The organism is Photobacterium ganghwense, assembly GCF_017329545.1.
Lineage (GTDB): Bacteria > Pseudomonadota > Gammaproteobacteria > Enterobacterales > Vibrionaceae > Photobacterium > Photobacterium ganghwense.
Genome location: NZ_CP071325.1, coordinates 703,921 through 720,209, shown reverse-complemented (window position 1 = coordinate 720,209; position 16,289 = coordinate 703,921). Strand labels below are relative to the sequence as shown.

The 16,289-nt window shown below is 52.7% G+C and carries 15 protein-coding genes; 13 read left to right on the top strand and 2 right to left on the bottom strand.

The genetic code is table 11. The annotated features are described in order from the left end of the window. The first annotated feature begins 81 nt into the window (after positions 1-81). From leuS to lipA, 12 genes are all read left to right on the top strand, one after another. Positions 82-2,655: a leucine--tRNA ligase gene (gene leuS / locus FH974_RS03530; RefSeq protein ID WP_047886752.1), complete on the top strand. Its 2,574-nt coding sequence runs from the start codon at positions 82-84 to the stop codon at positions 2,653-2,655. A gap of 123 nt (positions 2,656-2,778) precedes the next feature. Next, positions 2,779-3,462 (top strand): LPS-assembly lipoprotein LptE, encoded by a 684-nt coding sequence (locus tag FH974_RS03525; RefSeq protein WP_207103493.1) that lies wholly within the window; start codon positions 2,779-2,781, stop codon positions 3,460-3,462. Then, complete coding sequence (gene holA / locus FH974_RS03520; RefSeq protein WP_207103492.1) at positions 3,459-4,487, top strand: DNA polymerase III subunit delta; 1,029 nt, start codon at positions 3,459-3,461, stop codon at positions 4,485-4,487. The genes FH974_RS03525 and holA overlap by 4 nt, the downstream gene beginning before the upstream one ends. 149 nt (positions 4,488-4,636) lie before the next feature. Next, positions 4,637-4,954 (top strand): ribosome silencing factor, encoded by a 318-nt coding sequence (gene rsfS / locus FH974_RS03515; RefSeq protein WP_047886755.1) that lies wholly within the window; start codon positions 4,637-4,639, stop codon positions 4,952-4,954. Positions 4,955-4,960: 6 nt separating this feature from the next. Next, on the top strand, positions 4,961-5,431 hold the full coding sequence (gene rlmH / locus FH974_RS03510; RefSeq protein WP_047886756.1) for a 23S rRNA (pseudouridine(1915)-N(3))-methyltransferase RlmH: 471 nt from the start codon (positions 4,961-4,963) through the stop codon (positions 5,429-5,431). Between the two features lie 6 nt (positions 5,432-5,437). Next, positions 5,438-7,393, top strand: a complete 1,956-nt coding sequence (gene mrdA / locus FH974_RS03505) for a penicillin-binding protein 2 (protein ID WP_047886757.1) — start codon at positions 5,438-5,440, stop codon at positions 7,391-7,393. Then, positions 7,390-8,511 carry a peptidoglycan glycosyltransferase MrdB gene (mrdB, locus tag FH974_RS03500; RefSeq protein ID WP_047886758.1) on the top strand — a complete coding sequence of 374 codons (1,122 nt, stop codon included), beginning with the start codon at positions 7,390-7,392 and terminating at the stop codon, positions 8,509-8,511. The genes mrdA and mrdB overlap by 4 nt, the downstream gene beginning before the upstream one ends. Beyond that, positions 8,512-9,318, top strand: a complete 807-nt coding sequence (locus FH974_RS03495) for a septal ring lytic transglycosylase RlpA family protein (RefSeq protein WP_047886759.1) — start codon at positions 8,512-8,514, stop codon at positions 9,316-9,318. It abuts the gene before it with no gap. A 204-nt stretch (positions 9,319-9,522) separates the two neighbouring features. After that, entirely contained in the window at positions 9,523-10,698 is a 1,176-nt protein-coding gene (locus FH974_RS03490) for a serine hydrolase (protein ID WP_047886760.1), read from the top strand. Between the two features lie 149 nt (positions 10,699-10,847). Next, positions 10,848-11,123: a DUF493 family protein YbeD gene (ybeD, locus tag FH974_RS03485; protein ID WP_047886761.1), complete on the top strand. Its 276-nt coding sequence runs from the start codon at positions 10,848-10,850 to the stop codon at positions 11,121-11,123. Positions 11,124-11,256: 133 nt separating this feature from the next. Then, positions 11,257-11,904, top strand: coding sequence for a lipoyl(octanoyl) transferase LipB (gene lipB, locus FH974_RS03480; protein ID WP_207103491.1), 648 nt, complete (start codon positions 11,257-11,259; stop codon positions 11,902-11,904). Then, positions 11,901-12,869, top strand: coding sequence for a lipoyl synthase (lipA, locus tag FH974_RS03475; protein WP_047886763.1), 969 nt, complete (start codon positions 11,901-11,903; stop codon positions 12,867-12,869). Before lipB ends, lipA begins: the two co-directional genes overlap by 4 nt. A 456-nt stretch (positions 12,870-13,325) precedes the next feature. On the opposite strand, the gene bamC is transcribed toward lipA, so the two are convergent. Then, positions 13,326-14,348: an outer membrane protein assembly factor BamC gene (gene bamC / locus FH974_RS03470; RefSeq protein ID WP_047886764.1), complete on the bottom strand. Its 1,023-nt coding sequence runs from the start codon at positions 14,346-14,348 to the stop codon at positions 13,326-13,328. Positions 14,349-14,378: 30 nt separating this feature from the next. Beyond that, entirely contained in the window at positions 14,379-15,260 is an 882-nt protein-coding gene (gene dapA / locus FH974_RS03465; RefSeq protein ID WP_047886820.1) for a 4-hydroxy-tetrahydrodipicolinate synthase, read from the bottom strand. A 485-nt stretch (positions 15,261-15,745) separates the two neighbouring features. Here dapA and FH974_RS03460 point away from each other — a divergent pair, with 485 nt between their 5' ends. Further along, positions 15,746-16,285, top strand: a complete 540-nt coding sequence (locus tag FH974_RS03460) for an ACT domain-containing protein (protein WP_047886765.1) — start codon at positions 15,746-15,748, stop codon at positions 16,283-16,285. Positions 16,286-16,289: the final 4 nt, after the last annotated feature.

Sequence of the window (16,289 nt, the reverse complement as noted above, 5' to 3'; positions counted from 1 at the left end):
TGACACCTTTACCTTTAGTTATTCTATGTCGATTATATTGAATGTGTTTGTACTCAACTCACAAAACCCCGGATGTCATCGATGCAAGAACAATATCGTCCGCAGGACATTGAACAGAAAGTTCAAGAACATTGGGACAACAACAAAACGTTTGTTGTAAGTGAAGACCCTAATAAAGAAAAATTCTACTGTCTCTCCATGTTCCCGTACCCAAGTGGTCGTCTGCACATGGGTCACGTTCGTAACTACACCATCGGTGATGTGATTTCTCGTTACCAGCGTCTGCAAGGCAAAAATGTCATGCAGCCAATCGGCTGGGATGCATTCGGTCTGCCAGCAGAAAACGCCGCGGTTAAGAACAAGACGGCTCCGGCGCCTTGGACTTACGAAAACATTGAATACATGAAGAACCAGCTGAAACTGCTGGGCTTCGGCTACGACTGGAACCGCGAATTCGCGACTTGTACGCCAGAATACTACCGTTGGGAACAAGAGTTCTTCACCAAGCTGTACAACAAGGGCCTGGTTTACAAGAAGACCTCTTCCGTTAACTGGTGTCCGAACGACCAGACCGTTCTGGCTAACGAGCAGGTAGAAGACGGTTGCTGCTGGCGTTGTGACACTCCGGTTGAGCAAAAAGAAATTCCACAGTGGTTCATTAAAATTACTGAATACGCTCAGGAACTGCTGGACGACCTGGATCAGCTGGAAGGCTGGCCTGAAATGGTTAAAACCATGCAGCGTAACTGGATCGGCCGCTCTGAAGGCGTTGAACTGAGCTTTGCCGTTAAAGGTCACAGCGACCTGGAAGTTTACACCACCCGTCCTGACACCCTGATGGGCGTTACGTACGTGGGCATTGCTGCCGGTCACCCGCTGGCTGCCGCGGCGGCAGAAAATAATCCAGAACTGGCGAAGTTCATTGACGAGTGCCGTAACACCAAAGTTGCCGAAGCAGAACTGGCAACGATGGAGAAGAAAGGCATGGCAACGGGCCTGACTGCGATTCACCCGCTGAATGGCCGTGAAGTACCGGTTTACGTGGCTAACTTCGTTCTGATGGACTACGGCACAGGCGCAGTAATGGCTGTTCCTGCCCACGACCAGCGTGATTTTGAGTTCGCAACCAAATACGGCCTAGACATCGTGCCAGTTATCAAACCAGAAGACGGCAGCGAGCTGGACATTTCTGAAGCGGCGTACACCGAGAAAGGTGTGCTGTTCGACTCCGGCGAGTTCGACGGTCTGGGCTTCCAGGATGCGTTCAATGCGATCGCGGCAAAACTGGAAGCGGAAGGCAAAGGCAAGAAGACCGTTAACTTCCGTCTGCGTGACTGGGGTGTTTCCCGTCAGCGTTACTGGGGTGCACCAATCCCGATGGTAACGACAGAAGACGGTGAAGTGCATCCGGTACCGGCTGACCAACTGCCAGTTATCCTGCCGGAAGACGTGGTCATGGACGGCGTAACCAGCCCAATCAAAGCTGACAAAACGTGGGCAGAAACCACTTTTGAAGGCAAGCCTGCGCTGCGTGAAACCGATACCTTCGACACCTTCATGGAGTCTTCCTGGTACTACGCCCGTTACTGTTCGCCAAAAGCGGACGAAATGCTGGATTCCGATGCGGCAAACTACTGGCTGCCAGTAGACCAGTACATCGGTGGTATCGAGCACGCGTGTATGCACCTGCTGTACTCTCGCTTCTTCCACAAACTGCTGCGCGACTGCGGCATGGTACAAAGCGACGAGCCGTTCAAGCAGCTGCTGTGTCAAGGCATGGTATTGGCTGATGCCTACTACTACACCAGCGACAAAGGCGCGAAAATCTGGGTTTCTCCGACAGAAGTAACGGTTGAGCGTGACGAGAAAGGTCGCATTACTAAAGCGGTCGACACGGAAGGTAACGAAGTCGTTCACTCAGGCATGACGAAGATGTCTAAGTCGAAAAACAACGGTATCGACCCACAGGAAATGGTCGACAAGTACGGTGCAGACACCGTTCGTTTGTTCATGATGTTTGCTTCTCCGGCTGACATGACGCTGGAATGGCAGGAATCCGGCGTGGAAGGTGCTAACCGCTTCCTGAAACGCGTCTGGAAACTGGTTCACGAGCACACCGCCAAAGGTGCAGCAGAAGCGCTGGATGCGGCTGCACTGACTGCCGACCAGAAAGCGCTGCGTCGCGATGTTCACAAGACCATTGCTAAAGTGAGCGATGATGTGGGTCGTCGTCAGACGTTTAACACCGCGATCGCGGCCATCATGGAACTGATGAACAAACTGGCGAAAGCGCCGCAGGAAAGCGCGCAAGACCGTGCTCTGCTTGACGAAGCGCTGAAAGCTATCGTGTGCATGCTGTACCCGATGACACCGCACATCTGTTTCGAAATGTGGAAAGCACTGGGTGAATCAGATATCGACCACGCTGCATGGCCAATGGCTGATGAGAAAGCACTGGTTGAAGACGAGAAACTGATCATCGTACAGGTGAACGGTAAGCTGCGTGCTAAGCTGACGGTTGCTGCTGACGCGACGAAAGAGCAGGTAGAAGCCATCGCACTGAACGATGAGAACGTTACTAAGTTCACCGACGACAAGACGATCCGCAAGGTCATCTTCGTTCCGGGTAAACTGTTGAATATTGTTGCGAACTAACGCCGTTTCTCAGTGCCTAACCTGTGGCTCCCTTGTGGAGCCACAGATTTTCCGGCTCACTATCCCATCAGATACACCTGCGTCAGCCGGTCCGTTTTCACTCACTTTCATGGAGCAGACTCGGTGAAAGCCATATTTTCTCTGAAAAGCATCTTCCGCACTTTTTTAATTGCCACTCTGGCGCTGGCCACCGCCTCCTGTGGTTTCCACCTGCGTGGTAACTATATGCTGCCAGACGACATTGCTAAACTGTCACTGACCAGCTTTGACCCGTATGGCCCCCTGCACCGTCAGGTAAAATCCCAGTTCAAAATGCACGGTATTGAAGCGGTCCCAAGCTCAAGCAAAGTACCCAACCTGCACCTGATCAGCGAATCGGTCGGTGAGCGAACCCTATCGCTCTACCAGAACGCCCGTGCAGCTGAATATGAACTGACCTACACCGTACGCTACAGCATTGTGGTGCCGGGCAAAGGCAGCCAAAGCTTCACGACCCGTGTTAACCGTACCTTCCTTGATAACCCGTTAACGGCACTGGCCAAGTCGGTAGAGCGCGACATGATTGAAAACGAAATGCGCCAACAGGCGTCACGTCAGATCATGCGTCAGCTAGCTCGCCTGACCGCCAAGTTCAATCAGCTTGATGAAGAATCACTGGAAACGCTGGAGCAAGATTCCGCCAACGACGTCACGTTATCTAACGGCAAGGTGACGGTCACCACTGAACGTCTGACCGATCAGGAAGCCGCTGAGCAACTGTTTGACGCCGACCGTACCCAGAACAGTCAGGTTACTGCGACACAATGAGGATTTACCCGGAACAACTGACGCAGCAACTCAGCAAAGGGCTGCGTCAGGCTTATCTGCTGTTCGGCAATGAACCGCTTCTGAAGCTGGAAGCCTGCGACCAGATTCGCCTGGCAGCTCAGCAAGCCGGTTTTGACGAACGCCATACCTTTACCGTTGATGCCCAGCTGGACTGGAATCTGGTGCTTGACTGCTGTCAGGCCCTGAGCCTGTTTTCGGCTCGCCAGATCATCGAGCTCATTCTGCCAGACAGCGGCCTCAATACCCAACAGGCCAAATCCCTGCAAGAGGTCACGGCTCATCTGCACCCGGACATTCTGTTGCTGCTTCAGGGCCCACGCCTGAATAAAAAGCAGGAAACCAGCAAATGGTTCAAGGAGCTGGATCACCATGGGATCTATGTCCCCTGCAACACGCCGGATGCCCGCCATCTACCCCGCTTTATTCAGGGGCGCTGCCAGCAGCTCGGCCTCAAGCCGGATCATGAATCGGTACTGATGCTGGCACAATGGCACGAAGGCAACCTGCTGGCACTGGCACAAAGCCTGCAAAAACTGGTGTTGCTCTACCCTGACGGTGAACTGACGGTACCTCGGCTGGAAGACGCCCTGAGCCGCCACAACCATTACACCCCGTTCCAGCTGATTGATGCCATTCTCGCCGGACAGGCCAAACGCAGCCAGCGGGTACTGCGCCAGCTTGAAGGCGAAGGGGTTGAAGTGGTGGTATTGCTACGTACACTCCAGCGCGAGCTCACCCAACTGTACAAGATGCAGGAAATGGGCAGCCGCGGCACGCCACTCAGTAAAATCTTCGAAAATTTCCGGGTCTGGCAAAGCCGCCGCGAGCTCTACATCGGCGCACTGCATCGCCTACCCCTGCCGACGCTGATCACCCTGATGCGTCAGCTGGCCCGGCTCGAAGTGCAGGTCAAAACCGATTATGACGCCCAACCATGGGATGAACTGGCAGCGTTATGTGCACAAATGTGCGGAATAAAAACCCATCTCACCCCGTTTAGCTAGTATTTCGCCCAACAGCCGGACGGGTTATGTAAAGTTACAGCCAGAATATGTTGCCGGCTCTTGTGCGTGATATACTGCGCCGCTACATTGTGACCCGGCCGATTCCGGGTCTACAGTAAACACAGATACAGTGAAAGAGGGAGATCCTTTTGCAGGTTCAAGAACTACACGATTTTATTGTTGATAAAGTTGATGATATCAAAGCCCAAGATATCGTGACTCTGGATGTTCGCGGTAAATCAAGCATTACCGACTTCATGGTGCTGTGCACCGGTACCTCGAACCGCCACGTAGCTTCTATTGCCGATCATGTCAGCAAAGAATCCAAGCAGATCAACTACCCGCCATTAGGCATCAGTGGTGAAGAAGACGGCGAATGGGTCATCGTGGACATGGGCAGCGTGATCCTGCATATCATGCAGGAAGATGCTCGTAATCTGTACCAACTGGAGAAGCTTTGGGGCTAACCAAGAATGAAGCTTCAACTGATTGCTGTTGGCACCAAAATGCCGAAATGGGTTGAGGAAGGCTACAAAGAGTATAGCCGTCGCTTCCCTAAAGATATGCCGCTTGAACTGGTCGAGATTTCTGCTGGCAAGCGGGGGAAAAATGCCGATATCGCCCGTATTCTGCAAAAAGAAGGCGAAGCGATGTTAGCCGCTGTTCCGAAAGGCAACCGGATTGTCACCCTGGATATTCCGGGCAAACGCTGGGACACCGAACAACTGGCAGAACAGCTGGAAAGCTGGAAGCTGGATGGCCGTGATGTGTCTATTCTGATTGGCGGACCTGAAGGTCTGGCACCAGCCTGTAAGGCAGCTGCCGACCAGAGTTGGTCGTTGTCGCCGCTGACACTGCCGCACCCACTGGTCCGTATCGTAATGGCAGAAAGCCTGTACCGGGCCTGGAGCATCACCGCTAACCATCCATATCACAGGGAATAAGTGAGAATGAGGCAAAAGCGTACACAGATCCGCGATCACCGGGCTGAGTCGGCACTGTTTTTTCGCCGGGCTCTTGTCTCATTTATCGGTATCATCGTGCTGGTCAGTGTTCTGCTGGTGAATCTGTACCACATACAGATCCGCGAGCATGAAGACTACCAGACACGATCGAACGATAACCGGATTAAAGTGGTTCCCGTCGCCCCGAACCGGGGGCTGATCTACGACCGTAACGGTGTGCTGCTGGCAGAGAACCGGCCGGTCTACTCCCTGGAAATCACCTCAGAAAAAGTGCCTGATCTGCAGGACACTTTTGCACGCCTGAAAGAAATGATGGCCGTCACCGACGAACAAATCGAGCGGTTTGAGCGTGAACGACGCCGTACCCGCCGGTTTAAGTCCGTGCCTATCATGAACCAGTTGACCGAAGAGCAAGTCGCGTTATTTTCGGTTAACCAGCACCGCTTCCCCGGCGTGGAAGTGAAAGCTTACCTCAAGCGCTTCTATCCGTACGGCGAGGCCCTGACCCATGTGCTGGGTTATGTCGCAAAAATCAACGATCGGGATCTCGACAAGCTGGATCGCGAAAACAAGCTGAATAACTACAAAGCGACCCGCGACATCGGTAAGCTGGGCGTTGAAAAATATTACGAAGATCTGCTGCACGGCACCTCCGGCTATCAGGAAGTCGAGGTCAACAGCCGCGGCAGGATCATCCGCACTCTGAAATATGTCCCGCCGATTCCTGGCAAAGACATCAAGTTGAATATAGATATCAGCCTCCAACTGTATGTGCAGGAGCTGCTGACCGTGCGCACGACTGACCCGGAAACCGGCGAAGAGATCGTCAAACCGAAGCGCGGCTCGGTTGTGGTGCTCGACCCGCGTGACTCGTCAGTCCTGGCTATGGTATCCAGCCCGAGTTACGACCCGAACCTGTTTGTCCACGGCATTTCCGGCAAACAGTACCGCGATCTGCTCAATGACAAAGACCGTCCGCTGGTAAACCGCGTCACGCTGGGCATTTATCCGCCGGCTTCCACGGTGAAACCGATGATCGCTGTCGCCGCACTGACGGAAGGCGTGATCACCACCAACACCACGCGAAATGACCCGGGCTACTGGCGTATCCCTAACACCAACAGCCGACCGTTTCGCGACTGGCTGCGCTGGGGCCATGGCCGGGTGAATATCCACAAAGCCATTGAAGAATCGGTTGATACCTTCTTCTATCAGGTGGCGTACGACATGGGCATCGACCGCCTGTCGGACTGGATGAGCCGCTTTGGCTACGGCGAATACACCGGCATTGATATCTACGAAGAGAGCAAGGCCAACATGCCGACCCGCGAATGGAAACAGGCGCGTTTCCGCCAGCCATGGTATCAGGGTGACACCATTCCGGTCGGGATCGGTCAGGGCTACTGGACAGCGACGCCGCTGCAAATCGCCAAGGCGACGACCGTACTGGTCAACCGCGGCCGGGTACAGGCACCTCACCTGCTCAAGGATGTCATTGATGATGAAGGCGGCAAGCCGGCCAACTTTGATGACTTCCCGCCGATCGATAACGTCAGCGACAGCACCTGGGAAGTCGCCAAAGACGGCATGTTCCGCGTACTGTTTGGTAACCGAGGGACTGCTCGCCGGGCTTTCTACGGGGCGGAATACAAGGCCGGAGGAAAATCCGGCTCGGCTCAGGTCTTTGGCCTGGCGGAAGACCAGAAGTACAACGCCGAGGAGCTGGAAGAACATTTACGCGACCATGCTCTGTTCACGGCCTTTGCACCGTTTGACCATCCGGAAGTCGTTGTTTCGATGGTGCTGGAAAATGCCGGCGGCGGCTCCTCGAACGGGGGCCCGGTTGCCCGTAAAATCTTTGACCACATGCTTCTGGAACCCACCGAACCGGATCCGCTGCAGGTGATCGTCGATAAAAAACTCGCAGAGGTATCACCATGAGTATGATGTCAGCGACAGGGAATCAACGTACGCTGAGTGACCGCTTACATCTGGATTTTCCGCTGTTACTGGGCATTTTCACTCTGATGGGCTTTGGCCTGATTGTGATGTACAGCGCCAGCGGCCAGAATCTGGAAATGATGGAACGTCAGGCGGTTCGCATGCTGCTCTCACTGGGTGTCATGTTTATTCTGGCTCAGATTGCGCCGCGGCATTACGAAACCTGGGCTCCTTATCTATTCGGGGTCGGGCTGTTACTGCTGCTCGGGGTGTTGCTGTTCGGGGAAGTCTCAAAAGGGGCGCAGCGCTGGCTGAACCTGGGTATCGTCCGGTTTCAACCCTCTGAGCTGATCAAGCTGGCCGTGCCGCTGATGGTCGCGCGCTTTGTGGGTAACCGCCCGCTACCGCCCAGCCTGAAGAACATCACGATTGCTCTGGTGCTGATTTTTGTCCCGACAATTCTGATCGCCAAGCAGCCGGATCTGGGCACCTCTATCCTGATTGCCGCCTCCGGGATCTTTGTCCTGTTTCTGTCCGGGATCAGCTGGCGCATTATTATTGCTGCCGCGCTGATGCTGGCTGCGTTCATACCGGTCCTCTGGCTGTTCCTGATGCGGGATTACCAGCGTACCCGGGTGCTGACCCTGTTCAATCCAGAGTCAGACCCGCTAGGCGCGGGCTATCACATCATCCAGTCAAAAATTGCCATTGGCTCCGGCGGGCTCAACGGCAAAGGCTGGATGCAGGGCACCCAGTCCCAGCTGGAATTTCTGCCTGAACGCCATACTGACTTTATTTTTGCGGTCATCGCCGAAGAATGGGGACTGATTGGGGTCTGCTGCCTGCTAACAATTTACCTATTCATCATCGGCCGCGGGTTGATGCTGGCCAGCCGAGCCCAGACCGCTTTTGGCCGGATGATGGCCGGCAGTATCGTGCTCAGCTTTTTTGTTTATATTTTCGTGAATATCGGTATGGTGAGCGGCCTGCTGCCGGTGGTGGGGGTTCCTCTCCCGCTGGTCAGCTATGGCGGAACCTCCATGGTAACCCTGATGGCCGGTTTCGGTATTTTGATGTCTATCCACACCCATAGAAAAATGTTGTCCAAGGCGACCTAAATGCGCATATCTCCATTATTGTTACTTCTTATCCTTGCTGGCTGTAGCTCCACGTCCAACAACGAGCGCTATGATATCGCCGATGATAAGGCGCCGGAATCATCGCCAACGCTGGATCACATTGAAGATGCCCAGCCGCGCTACGAACCGCAGAGTCTGGCTGGCAACAAGGACTACACGCTGCGCGGCAATGACTACAAAATCATTCGCGGTCAGCAGCCGTTCACCGAAGAAGGCTATGCCTCCTGGTACGGCAAAAAATTCCACGGCCACCGCACGTCGAACGGTGAGATTTATGACATGTACTCGATGACAGCAGCCCACAAAACTCTGCCGTTACCGAGCTATGTGAAAGTCACCAACCAGAACAACGGCCGCTCCGTGGTTGTCCGGGTTAATGACCGCGGTCCGTTTCATGACGGGCGCATTATTGACCTGAGTATGGCTGCTGCAGCCCGGCTGGATGTGATCAAGTACGGTACTGCCCCGGTAAAGATTGAGCTGATCAATATTGACAAACCGGCCAATCCTGACGAATGGCAGAGCGCCAATCCGAACCAGTACTTCGTGCAGTTGGCTGCCGTCACAGACAGCGACAAGGCCAAACAAGTTGCCACGACTCTGGCCAAAGAGTTCAACACTCAGGTCGATACCCAAAAGGCCGACACCGGTAATATTTACCGCCTGCGCCTGGGGCCATACCTGGATCGCGAAGAAGCCATGACGCAGCGGGATAAGGCACGAGCCAGCCGCTACCCACAGGCTTTCATCATTTCCTCGAAAAGGGAATTGGAACCTAAATCGTAATTTGTACTCTGAGTAACAGACTTTTTGATGCCCGAGACCGCACTTTTGTGCTTTCTCTCGGGTAAATTTCCGCACAGTATTGTCAAAATTCGTCAATCGTCACCAGGATGACCGGTCATATCAACCGCCAACACTGGTCTGCTATTGTCAATCTGCTATAGTGTGTACAATTTTTTGCAATCGACAAATTAAGTTACAACCATCATGAAGAAATCTGCTGCACTTTTCCGCTCTGTAGCAATCTCGGCCACCCTGCTGGCTTCAGCAACTGCGGTTGCTGCACCAGCGGTTGTCCCTGAAGCACCACAGATTGCTGCCAAGGGTTACGTCCTTGTAGACTACCATTCCGGTAAAATTCTGGCTGGTCACAACGAATACGAACAAATCCCGCCTGCCAGCCTGACCAAAATGATGACCAGCTACGTCATCGGCCAGGAAATCAAACGCGGCAACATATCTATGGATGATACTGTCGTGATCAGCAAAAACGCCTGGGCCAAAAACTTCCCGGGTTCCTCAAAAATGTTCATTGAGGTGGGCAGCGAGGTTAAAGTTTCTGACCTGAACCGCGGGATTGTTATCCAGTCCGGTAACGATGCGTGTGTGGCCATGGCTGAACACGTAGCCGGTTCAGAAGATTCATTCGTCGATCTGATGAACGCCTGGGCAAAAACCCTGGGCATGAACTCCACCCACTTTGCCAACGTACACGGTCTGGATAACCCGAACCTGTACACCACCCCGTATGACATGGCACTGCTGGCTCAGGGCCTGATCCGCGATGTCCCAGAAGAGTTTGCGCTGTATAAAGAGAAGTCGTTCACTTACAACGGCATTACTCAGTACAACCGTAACAGCCTGCTGTGGGATAAGAGCCTGAATGTTGACGGCCTGAAAACCGGTCACACCAACAATGCCGGTTACAGCCTGGTCAGTACAGCGACGGAAGGCAAGATGCGCCTGATCGCGGTAATGATGGGGACTCAGAGCCCTAACGCCCGTAAAGCGGAAAGCAAGAAGCTGCTGAACTACGGTTTCCGTTTCTATGAAACAGTATCACCACACAAAGCCAACGAAACCTTCGTGACCGAAAAAGTCTGGATGGGCGACACCGATGAAGTCTCACTGGGCGTCAGCGAAGATACCTTTGTGACTCTGCCACGCGGTCAGACCAAAGATCTGGCAGCCAGCTTTGTGCTGGAAAAAGAGCTGCGTGCGCCGATCCAAAAAGGTGACGTCGTGGGTAAGTTGTACTACCGTATTGGCGAAGAAGACATTGCTGAGTACCCGCTGCTGGCACTGAATGATGTTAACGAAGGCGGAATGTTCAGCCGTCTGATTGATTACATCATGCTGCTGTTTAAAAGCTGGTTAGGGTAACAGTCAGATATACAACAGAAAGGGGCTGCAGATTCTGCAGCCCCTTTTTTGTGACTCTTTTCGCATTCCCACAGAACTTGTTAAAATTAGTCTGAGCCTTTAATATGCACGGCTTAAATCGCAATAAATGCAATACCTCGGAGTACCGCATGCAGCAGCAAGAACAGCCAAAACTGAAAGATCTCTTGGAGTTCCCTTGTAAGTTCACGTACAAGGTTATGGGTTATAGCAAACCTGAGCTGCCTGATCTGGTTGTTGAAGTGATCCAGCGCCACGCCCCAGGTGACTACAGCCCTGTCGTGAAGCCAAGTGGTAAAGGCACCTACAGCGCCGTTTCGGTATCTATTACAGCGACCTCGATTGAACAGGTAGAAACTCTGTACAAAGAACTGAGTGAAATTGAGATTGTACGCGTCGTTCTGTAAGCGTTCAGCATACCCCTACAAAATTGGCGGCTGTAAAGTCAGTCGCCAAGTTTTATAATACCCTCAATCTCGTACCCCCTACCGGGGTGTCCGTGTATCAGGCGTTACCAAACGACAATATATGGGTGTGACATTGGACAATAAGATAATTATTCGGAACCTTGGCCGCCAGGACTATGAACCGATCTGGAAGGAGATGCATCAGTTTACTGACGAACGCACTCCGGACACGACCGACGAAGTCTGGCTGGTTGAACACAATCCCGTGTTCACACAGGGTCAGGCGGGCAAAACCGAACACCTGCTCAACACCGGTGACATTCCGGTTGTGCAAAGTGATCGCGGTGGTCAGGTTACCTATCATGGTCCGGGCCAGCTGGTCGCCTATATCCTGATCGATTTACGTCGTCGCAAACTGGGCGTGCGTGAGCTGGTCACCCACATCGAAAACACTGTCATCAACACCCTGTCCCGTTACGGGATTGAATCTAACGCCCGTCCCGATGCACCGGGTGTGTATGTCAACCACCAGAAGATATGCTCACTTGGCCTGCGGATCAGACGCGGCTGCTCTTTTCACGGTCTGGCACTCAATATCAATATGGATCTGGCTCCGTTTCTGCGTATTAACCCATGCGGTTATGCAGGAATGGAAATGACTCAAACTGTGTCATTGAATGGGCCTTCTGAACTAGCGGAAGTTCAGCCTGTACTGGTAGAAGAGCTGATCAACCTGCTCGATTATCAGAGCGTTGAGTGGAAAATGGAAAGCAATTCATGAGTAAACCAATCAAAATTGAACAAGGTGTCAAATACCGTGATGCCGACAAAATGGCGCTGATCCCAGTTCGTACTGTGGCTGAAGAAGCACCAAAGCAAGTGCTGCGTAAACCGGAATGGATGAAAATCAAACTTCCGGCTGACAGTCAGCGTATCCAGGACATTAAGTCGGCAATGCGCAAGAACAACCTGCACTCTGTGTGTGAGGAAGCATCTTGTCCAAACCTGGCAGAATGTTTTAACCACGGCACTGCCACCTTTATGATCCTGGGGGCAATCTGTACCCGTCGTTGTCCGTTCTGTGACGTTGCTCATGGTCGTCCGCTTCCGCCTAACGCAGAAGAGCCGGTCCACCTGGCACAAACGATTGCTGACATGAAGCTGCGCTATGTGGTTGTCACTTCAGTTGACCGTGATGACCTGCGTGACGGTGGTGCTCAGCACTTTGCCGATTGTATCCGTGAAATTCGCGTGAAAAGCCCGGAAATCCGCATTGAGACTCTGGTCCCTGATTTCCGTGGCCGTATGGATCGTGCGCTAGACATCCTGCGTGATAACCCGCCGGATGTGTTCAACCACAACCTGGAAACTGCACCTCGTCTGTACCGTAAAGCGCGTCCGGGTGCGAATTACCAGTGGTCACTGGATCTGCTGAAGAAATTCAAAGAGATGCACCCTGAGGTACCAACTAAGTCCGGTCTGATGATGGGCCTTGGCGAAACCAAAGAAGAAATCATTGAAGTGCTGAAGGATCTGCGTGCGCACGGTGTGACCATGCTGACGCTGGGCCAGTACCTTGCACCAAGCCGTCACCACCTGCCGGTAGAGCGCTACGTGCCGCCTGAAGAGTTCGATGAGCTAAAAGAAATCGCGCTGGAACTGGGATTCACCCATGCAGCCTGTGGTCCGTTTGTTCGCTCTTCATACCACGCCGACCTACAGGCGCGTGGCGAAGAAGTGAAATAAAAACGCCGCTTCTTTTTCATAAAAACGGTGAGCCTGGCTCACCGTTTTTTTATGCTTGATTTTCATCAACTGCCTAGCTTGCTCAGCCCTAAGCACTTTGCACTTTGCCACAACGTTGCTGCCTCGTGACACAGCTCATCCGATTTGAGTCTGACACCGGCACTCTTCGGGTGCCGGAAATCACCAGGCAAAAATTCACAAACAATCATTCACAAACAATCATTCACAAACAATCATTCACAAACAATCATTCACAAACAATCATTCACAAACAATCATTCACAAACAAGATTTCACCAGACAAAGCCATCAGCAAAAAAAAACGCCGCGGAAAACCGCAGCGTTTCGTTTAGGGATGCATATCGCACTCGTCGCTGATTCAGCGTTATTACGATTGCACTACGCAGGATTGCGAATTGCACTACTCAGGTACAGGTACAGGTACAGGTACGCCTATTATTGCGCGCGCTCAATCGCAGCTGCCAGCACCGGCGCCAGACTGTTCAACGCCTCTTCATTCACCGGCTTACCTTTATCATTGGTAATGTTGATTGACGTCCGGTTACCCAGATCGCCCAGCTGAACATTGTACGAACGGCTGTCCAGCATGATTGGCTTGGTGCCCAGCTCAGTCCAGAACTCATCATCCGGAGAACGGTATTTCACCTCAACCAGACCCTGCGAGCGGTTACGGCTTTCAACTGTAAAGCCAATCTCGTTCAGCACCAACGGCAGACGTTCCCAGAACACATTGTAAGGGGCACGGGCGATGATCACCGGCAGGCCACTGCGATCCTGTCCCATAGAAATAGGGATTTGCTTCACCAGCTGCTGGGCACGTTCACGGGCTTTATCACGCTCTAGCTGATCATAACGCGCGGTCACCACGTTGGTCATGATGGTGCTGTAGCGCTCTTTGTTGTCAACCGAGACCGGCATTTCAACCCCGTCTTCCCGCCAGTCAATCAGAGAAATCTGGTAGGTATAACGACCCGGCTCTGCGGAACGCTCAATACGGTAACGGCTGCCAATCTGACGATCTTCATCGTCATTATTCCAGGTCACCCAGTCGGTTTCCATCGCGTTCGCGGTATTGCTGCGCAAAGTGATATTTCGTTCAACAATCAACTTCTGAGTTAACGCCCAGACCTTGTTCAACTCTTCTTCTTTGGCCAGCAACAGGCTCACGCCATCTTCGCCTTTCACCGCCCGGGCACCCGGGATCAGCGCCAGCACTTGCTGCGGCGGACGAATATCGACCGAAGGCCCCAGCCCGCCCTGGAAACTCCGAGCCGGGATATTGTAATCACTAACCTGAGCAGGAATCGCCCCTGCCGGTTGCGTCCATGTCCCCAACGGGGCGGTTTCAAGGTAATTGAAATCCTGATTGGCCTGACGGCGGCGATCCGCCCCGTCAGAACAGCCCGCCAGTGTTACCACTGCAATTGCAGCCGCCACCAGCTTGTATTTGTAATTCATTCCGCTTCTGCGCTCCTACGCTCTCGCTATTTACAGCAGTACGTTCGCATCCTTGAGGGCTTCCGTAACTACTGGTTGGGCAGATTCACTCAGCTCGGTCAGCGGCAGACGAAGCGTACCATGCTGAATCAAACCAAGCTTATGAGCTGCCCATTTTACCGGGATTGGGTTGGATTCAACAAACAAATGCTTATGTAAAGGCATTAAACGCTGATTGATTTCATGCGCGGCATCAGCCTGACCGGACAATGCCAGCTTAAACATCTGTGCCATATCGGCAGCGGCAACGTTCGCTGTAACCGAAATCACGCCATGGCCACCTTCAAGCACAAAATCCAACCCGGTGGCATCATCACCACTCAGTTGGATGAAAGAGTCACCACAAAGTTCCCGAGTTTTCTTCACTCGGCTCAGATCGCCGGTCGCATCTTTGATGCCGACAATATTATCAATCTTCGCCAGGCGCGCCACGGTCTCCGGCAGCATGTCCACACCGGTACGTCCCGGTACGTTATACAGAATCTGCGGCAGTTCGGTCGCTTCCGCAATGGCTTTAAAGTGCTGGTACAACCCTTCCTGCGTTGGCTTGTTGTAATATGGCGTTACCGTCAGACAACCCGCCACCCCAGTGCCACTAAACAGTTTGCTAAAGGTGATGGCTTCGTGGGTGGCATTCGCGCCCGTACCGGCGATCACAGGCACACGCCCGTTCACGTATTCAACGGTTTTGAGTACCACTTTCACATGCTCGTCCACCGTCAGTGTCGCAGACTCGCCCGTTGTGCCGACAGCCACAATGGCATCGGTACCGGCAGCAATATGATATTCAACCAAAGACGCCAGACTGGCGTAATCGACTTCACCATTGTCATCCAATGGTGTAATAAGTGCTACCATGCTTCCTGAAAACATGTCCATCTCCCCATAATTATTGTTGACCCGGTATCCTTATCTTCGGGGCCCAGAGTCTGGTAATCATCAACATTGTCGTGTAATTCCTGAAAAGCACTCAGTGGGATGTCACGCATTGATAATGCGTATAACTGAACATTTTTCAGGTTATACCTGAACAAGAAATTGCAACAAATTCTTTCATCAGAGCAGAGCGCAGATCCGAAGAGCTCCGCTGGGTGCCGCCAGCAGAAAAGAAAGCAAGTCACAATTGGTCGATGAAGATAAAGACGGCTCCCGGCCTGGAATTTATGCCGATGAACCGAATAATAAGGCAGCCCGGAAAATCCATACTACTTTTCAGTAACAGTAAACTCAAGACAGAGTTATGTAAATGCAGGAAGGCTAACTGCCTGTCGAAAGACTGATTTTGCAGCAGCTGCCACTTGGCTGAGTCAGTGTGTGTGCTACCATGCTAGAGGTATTCATAAAGTGATGTAATAAATATGGAACATTATCTCGTTGTGACCGCAATTGGGACGGACCGCCCCGGTATTTCAGATGAAATAACACGACTCATCACCCAGTGTGGCTGTAACATTGTTGACAGTCGCCTGGCTATTTTCGGGCGCGAATTCAGCCTACTGATGCTGTTGTCCGGCAATGCCAATGCCATCTCCCGGGTTGAGTCCACGCTGCCGCTGAAAGCGCATGAACATGACCTGCTGACGGTGATGAAACGTACCAGCAAACATGAATACCGTTATTTCCCCTATACAGCTGATTTTCATATCGAAGCTGACGACAGTCCGGGACTGATTGAGCAATTTACCCGGTTCTTTGCCTCCCGGCAGATTGATATCGCTTCGCTCAGCGCGCATACCCACGACAGTACAGAGCCTGGGGTGCCTAACCGGTTCCAGCTCCAGATCGGCACCAATTTGCCCGACGGCTGTAACCTGATGACTCTGCAAGAAGAATTTGAAGCACTCTGCCACGACCTGGTTGTTACCGGCAGCGTGACATTCATCGGCCATAATCAATAAGGAA

Excerpts from the sequence above, each read along its gene's own strand:
- leuS (WP_047886752.1), top strand. The coding sequence starts at position 82 with ATGCAAGAACAATATCGTCCGCAGGACATTGAACAGAAAGTTCAAGAA.
- rlmH (WP_047886756.1), top strand. The coding sequence starts at position 4,961 with ATGAAGCTTCAACTGATTGCTGTTGGCACCAAAATGCCGAAATGGGTT.
- bamC (WP_047886764.1), bottom strand. The coding sequence starts at position 14,348 with ATGAATTACAAATACAAGCTGGTGGCGGCTGCAATTGCAGTGGTAACA.
- FH974_RS03460 (WP_047886765.1), top strand. The coding sequence starts at position 15,746 with ATGGAACATTATCTCGTTGTGACCGCAATTGGGACGGACCGCCCCGGT.
- ybeD (WP_047886761.1), top strand. The coding sequence starts at position 10,848 with ATGCAGCAGCAAGAACAGCCAAAACTGAAAGATCTCTTGGAGTTCCCT.
- FH974_RS03495 (WP_047886759.1), top strand. The coding sequence starts at position 8,512 with ATGCGCATATCTCCATTATTGTTACTTCTTATCCTTGCTGGCTGTAGC.
- FH974_RS03490 (WP_047886760.1), top strand. The coding sequence starts at position 9,523 with ATGAAGAAATCTGCTGCACTTTTCCGCTCTGTAGCAATCTCGGCCACC.
- holA (WP_207103492.1), top strand. The coding sequence starts at position 3,459 with ATGAGGATTTACCCGGAACAACTGACGCAGCAACTCAGCAAAGGGCTG.
- dapA (WP_047886820.1), bottom strand. The coding sequence starts at position 15,260 with ATGTTTTCAGGAAGCATGGTAGCACTTATTACACCATTGGATGACAAT.
- mrdA (WP_047886757.1), top strand. The coding sequence starts at position 5,438 with ATGAGGCAAAAGCGTACACAGATCCGCGATCACCGGGCTGAGTCGGCA.
- mrdB (WP_047886758.1), top strand. The coding sequence starts at position 7,390 with ATGAGTATGATGTCAGCGACAGGGAATCAACGTACGCTGAGTGACCGC.
- lipA (WP_047886763.1), top strand. The coding sequence starts at position 11,901 with ATGAGTAAACCAATCAAAATTGAACAAGGTGTCAAATACCGTGATGCC.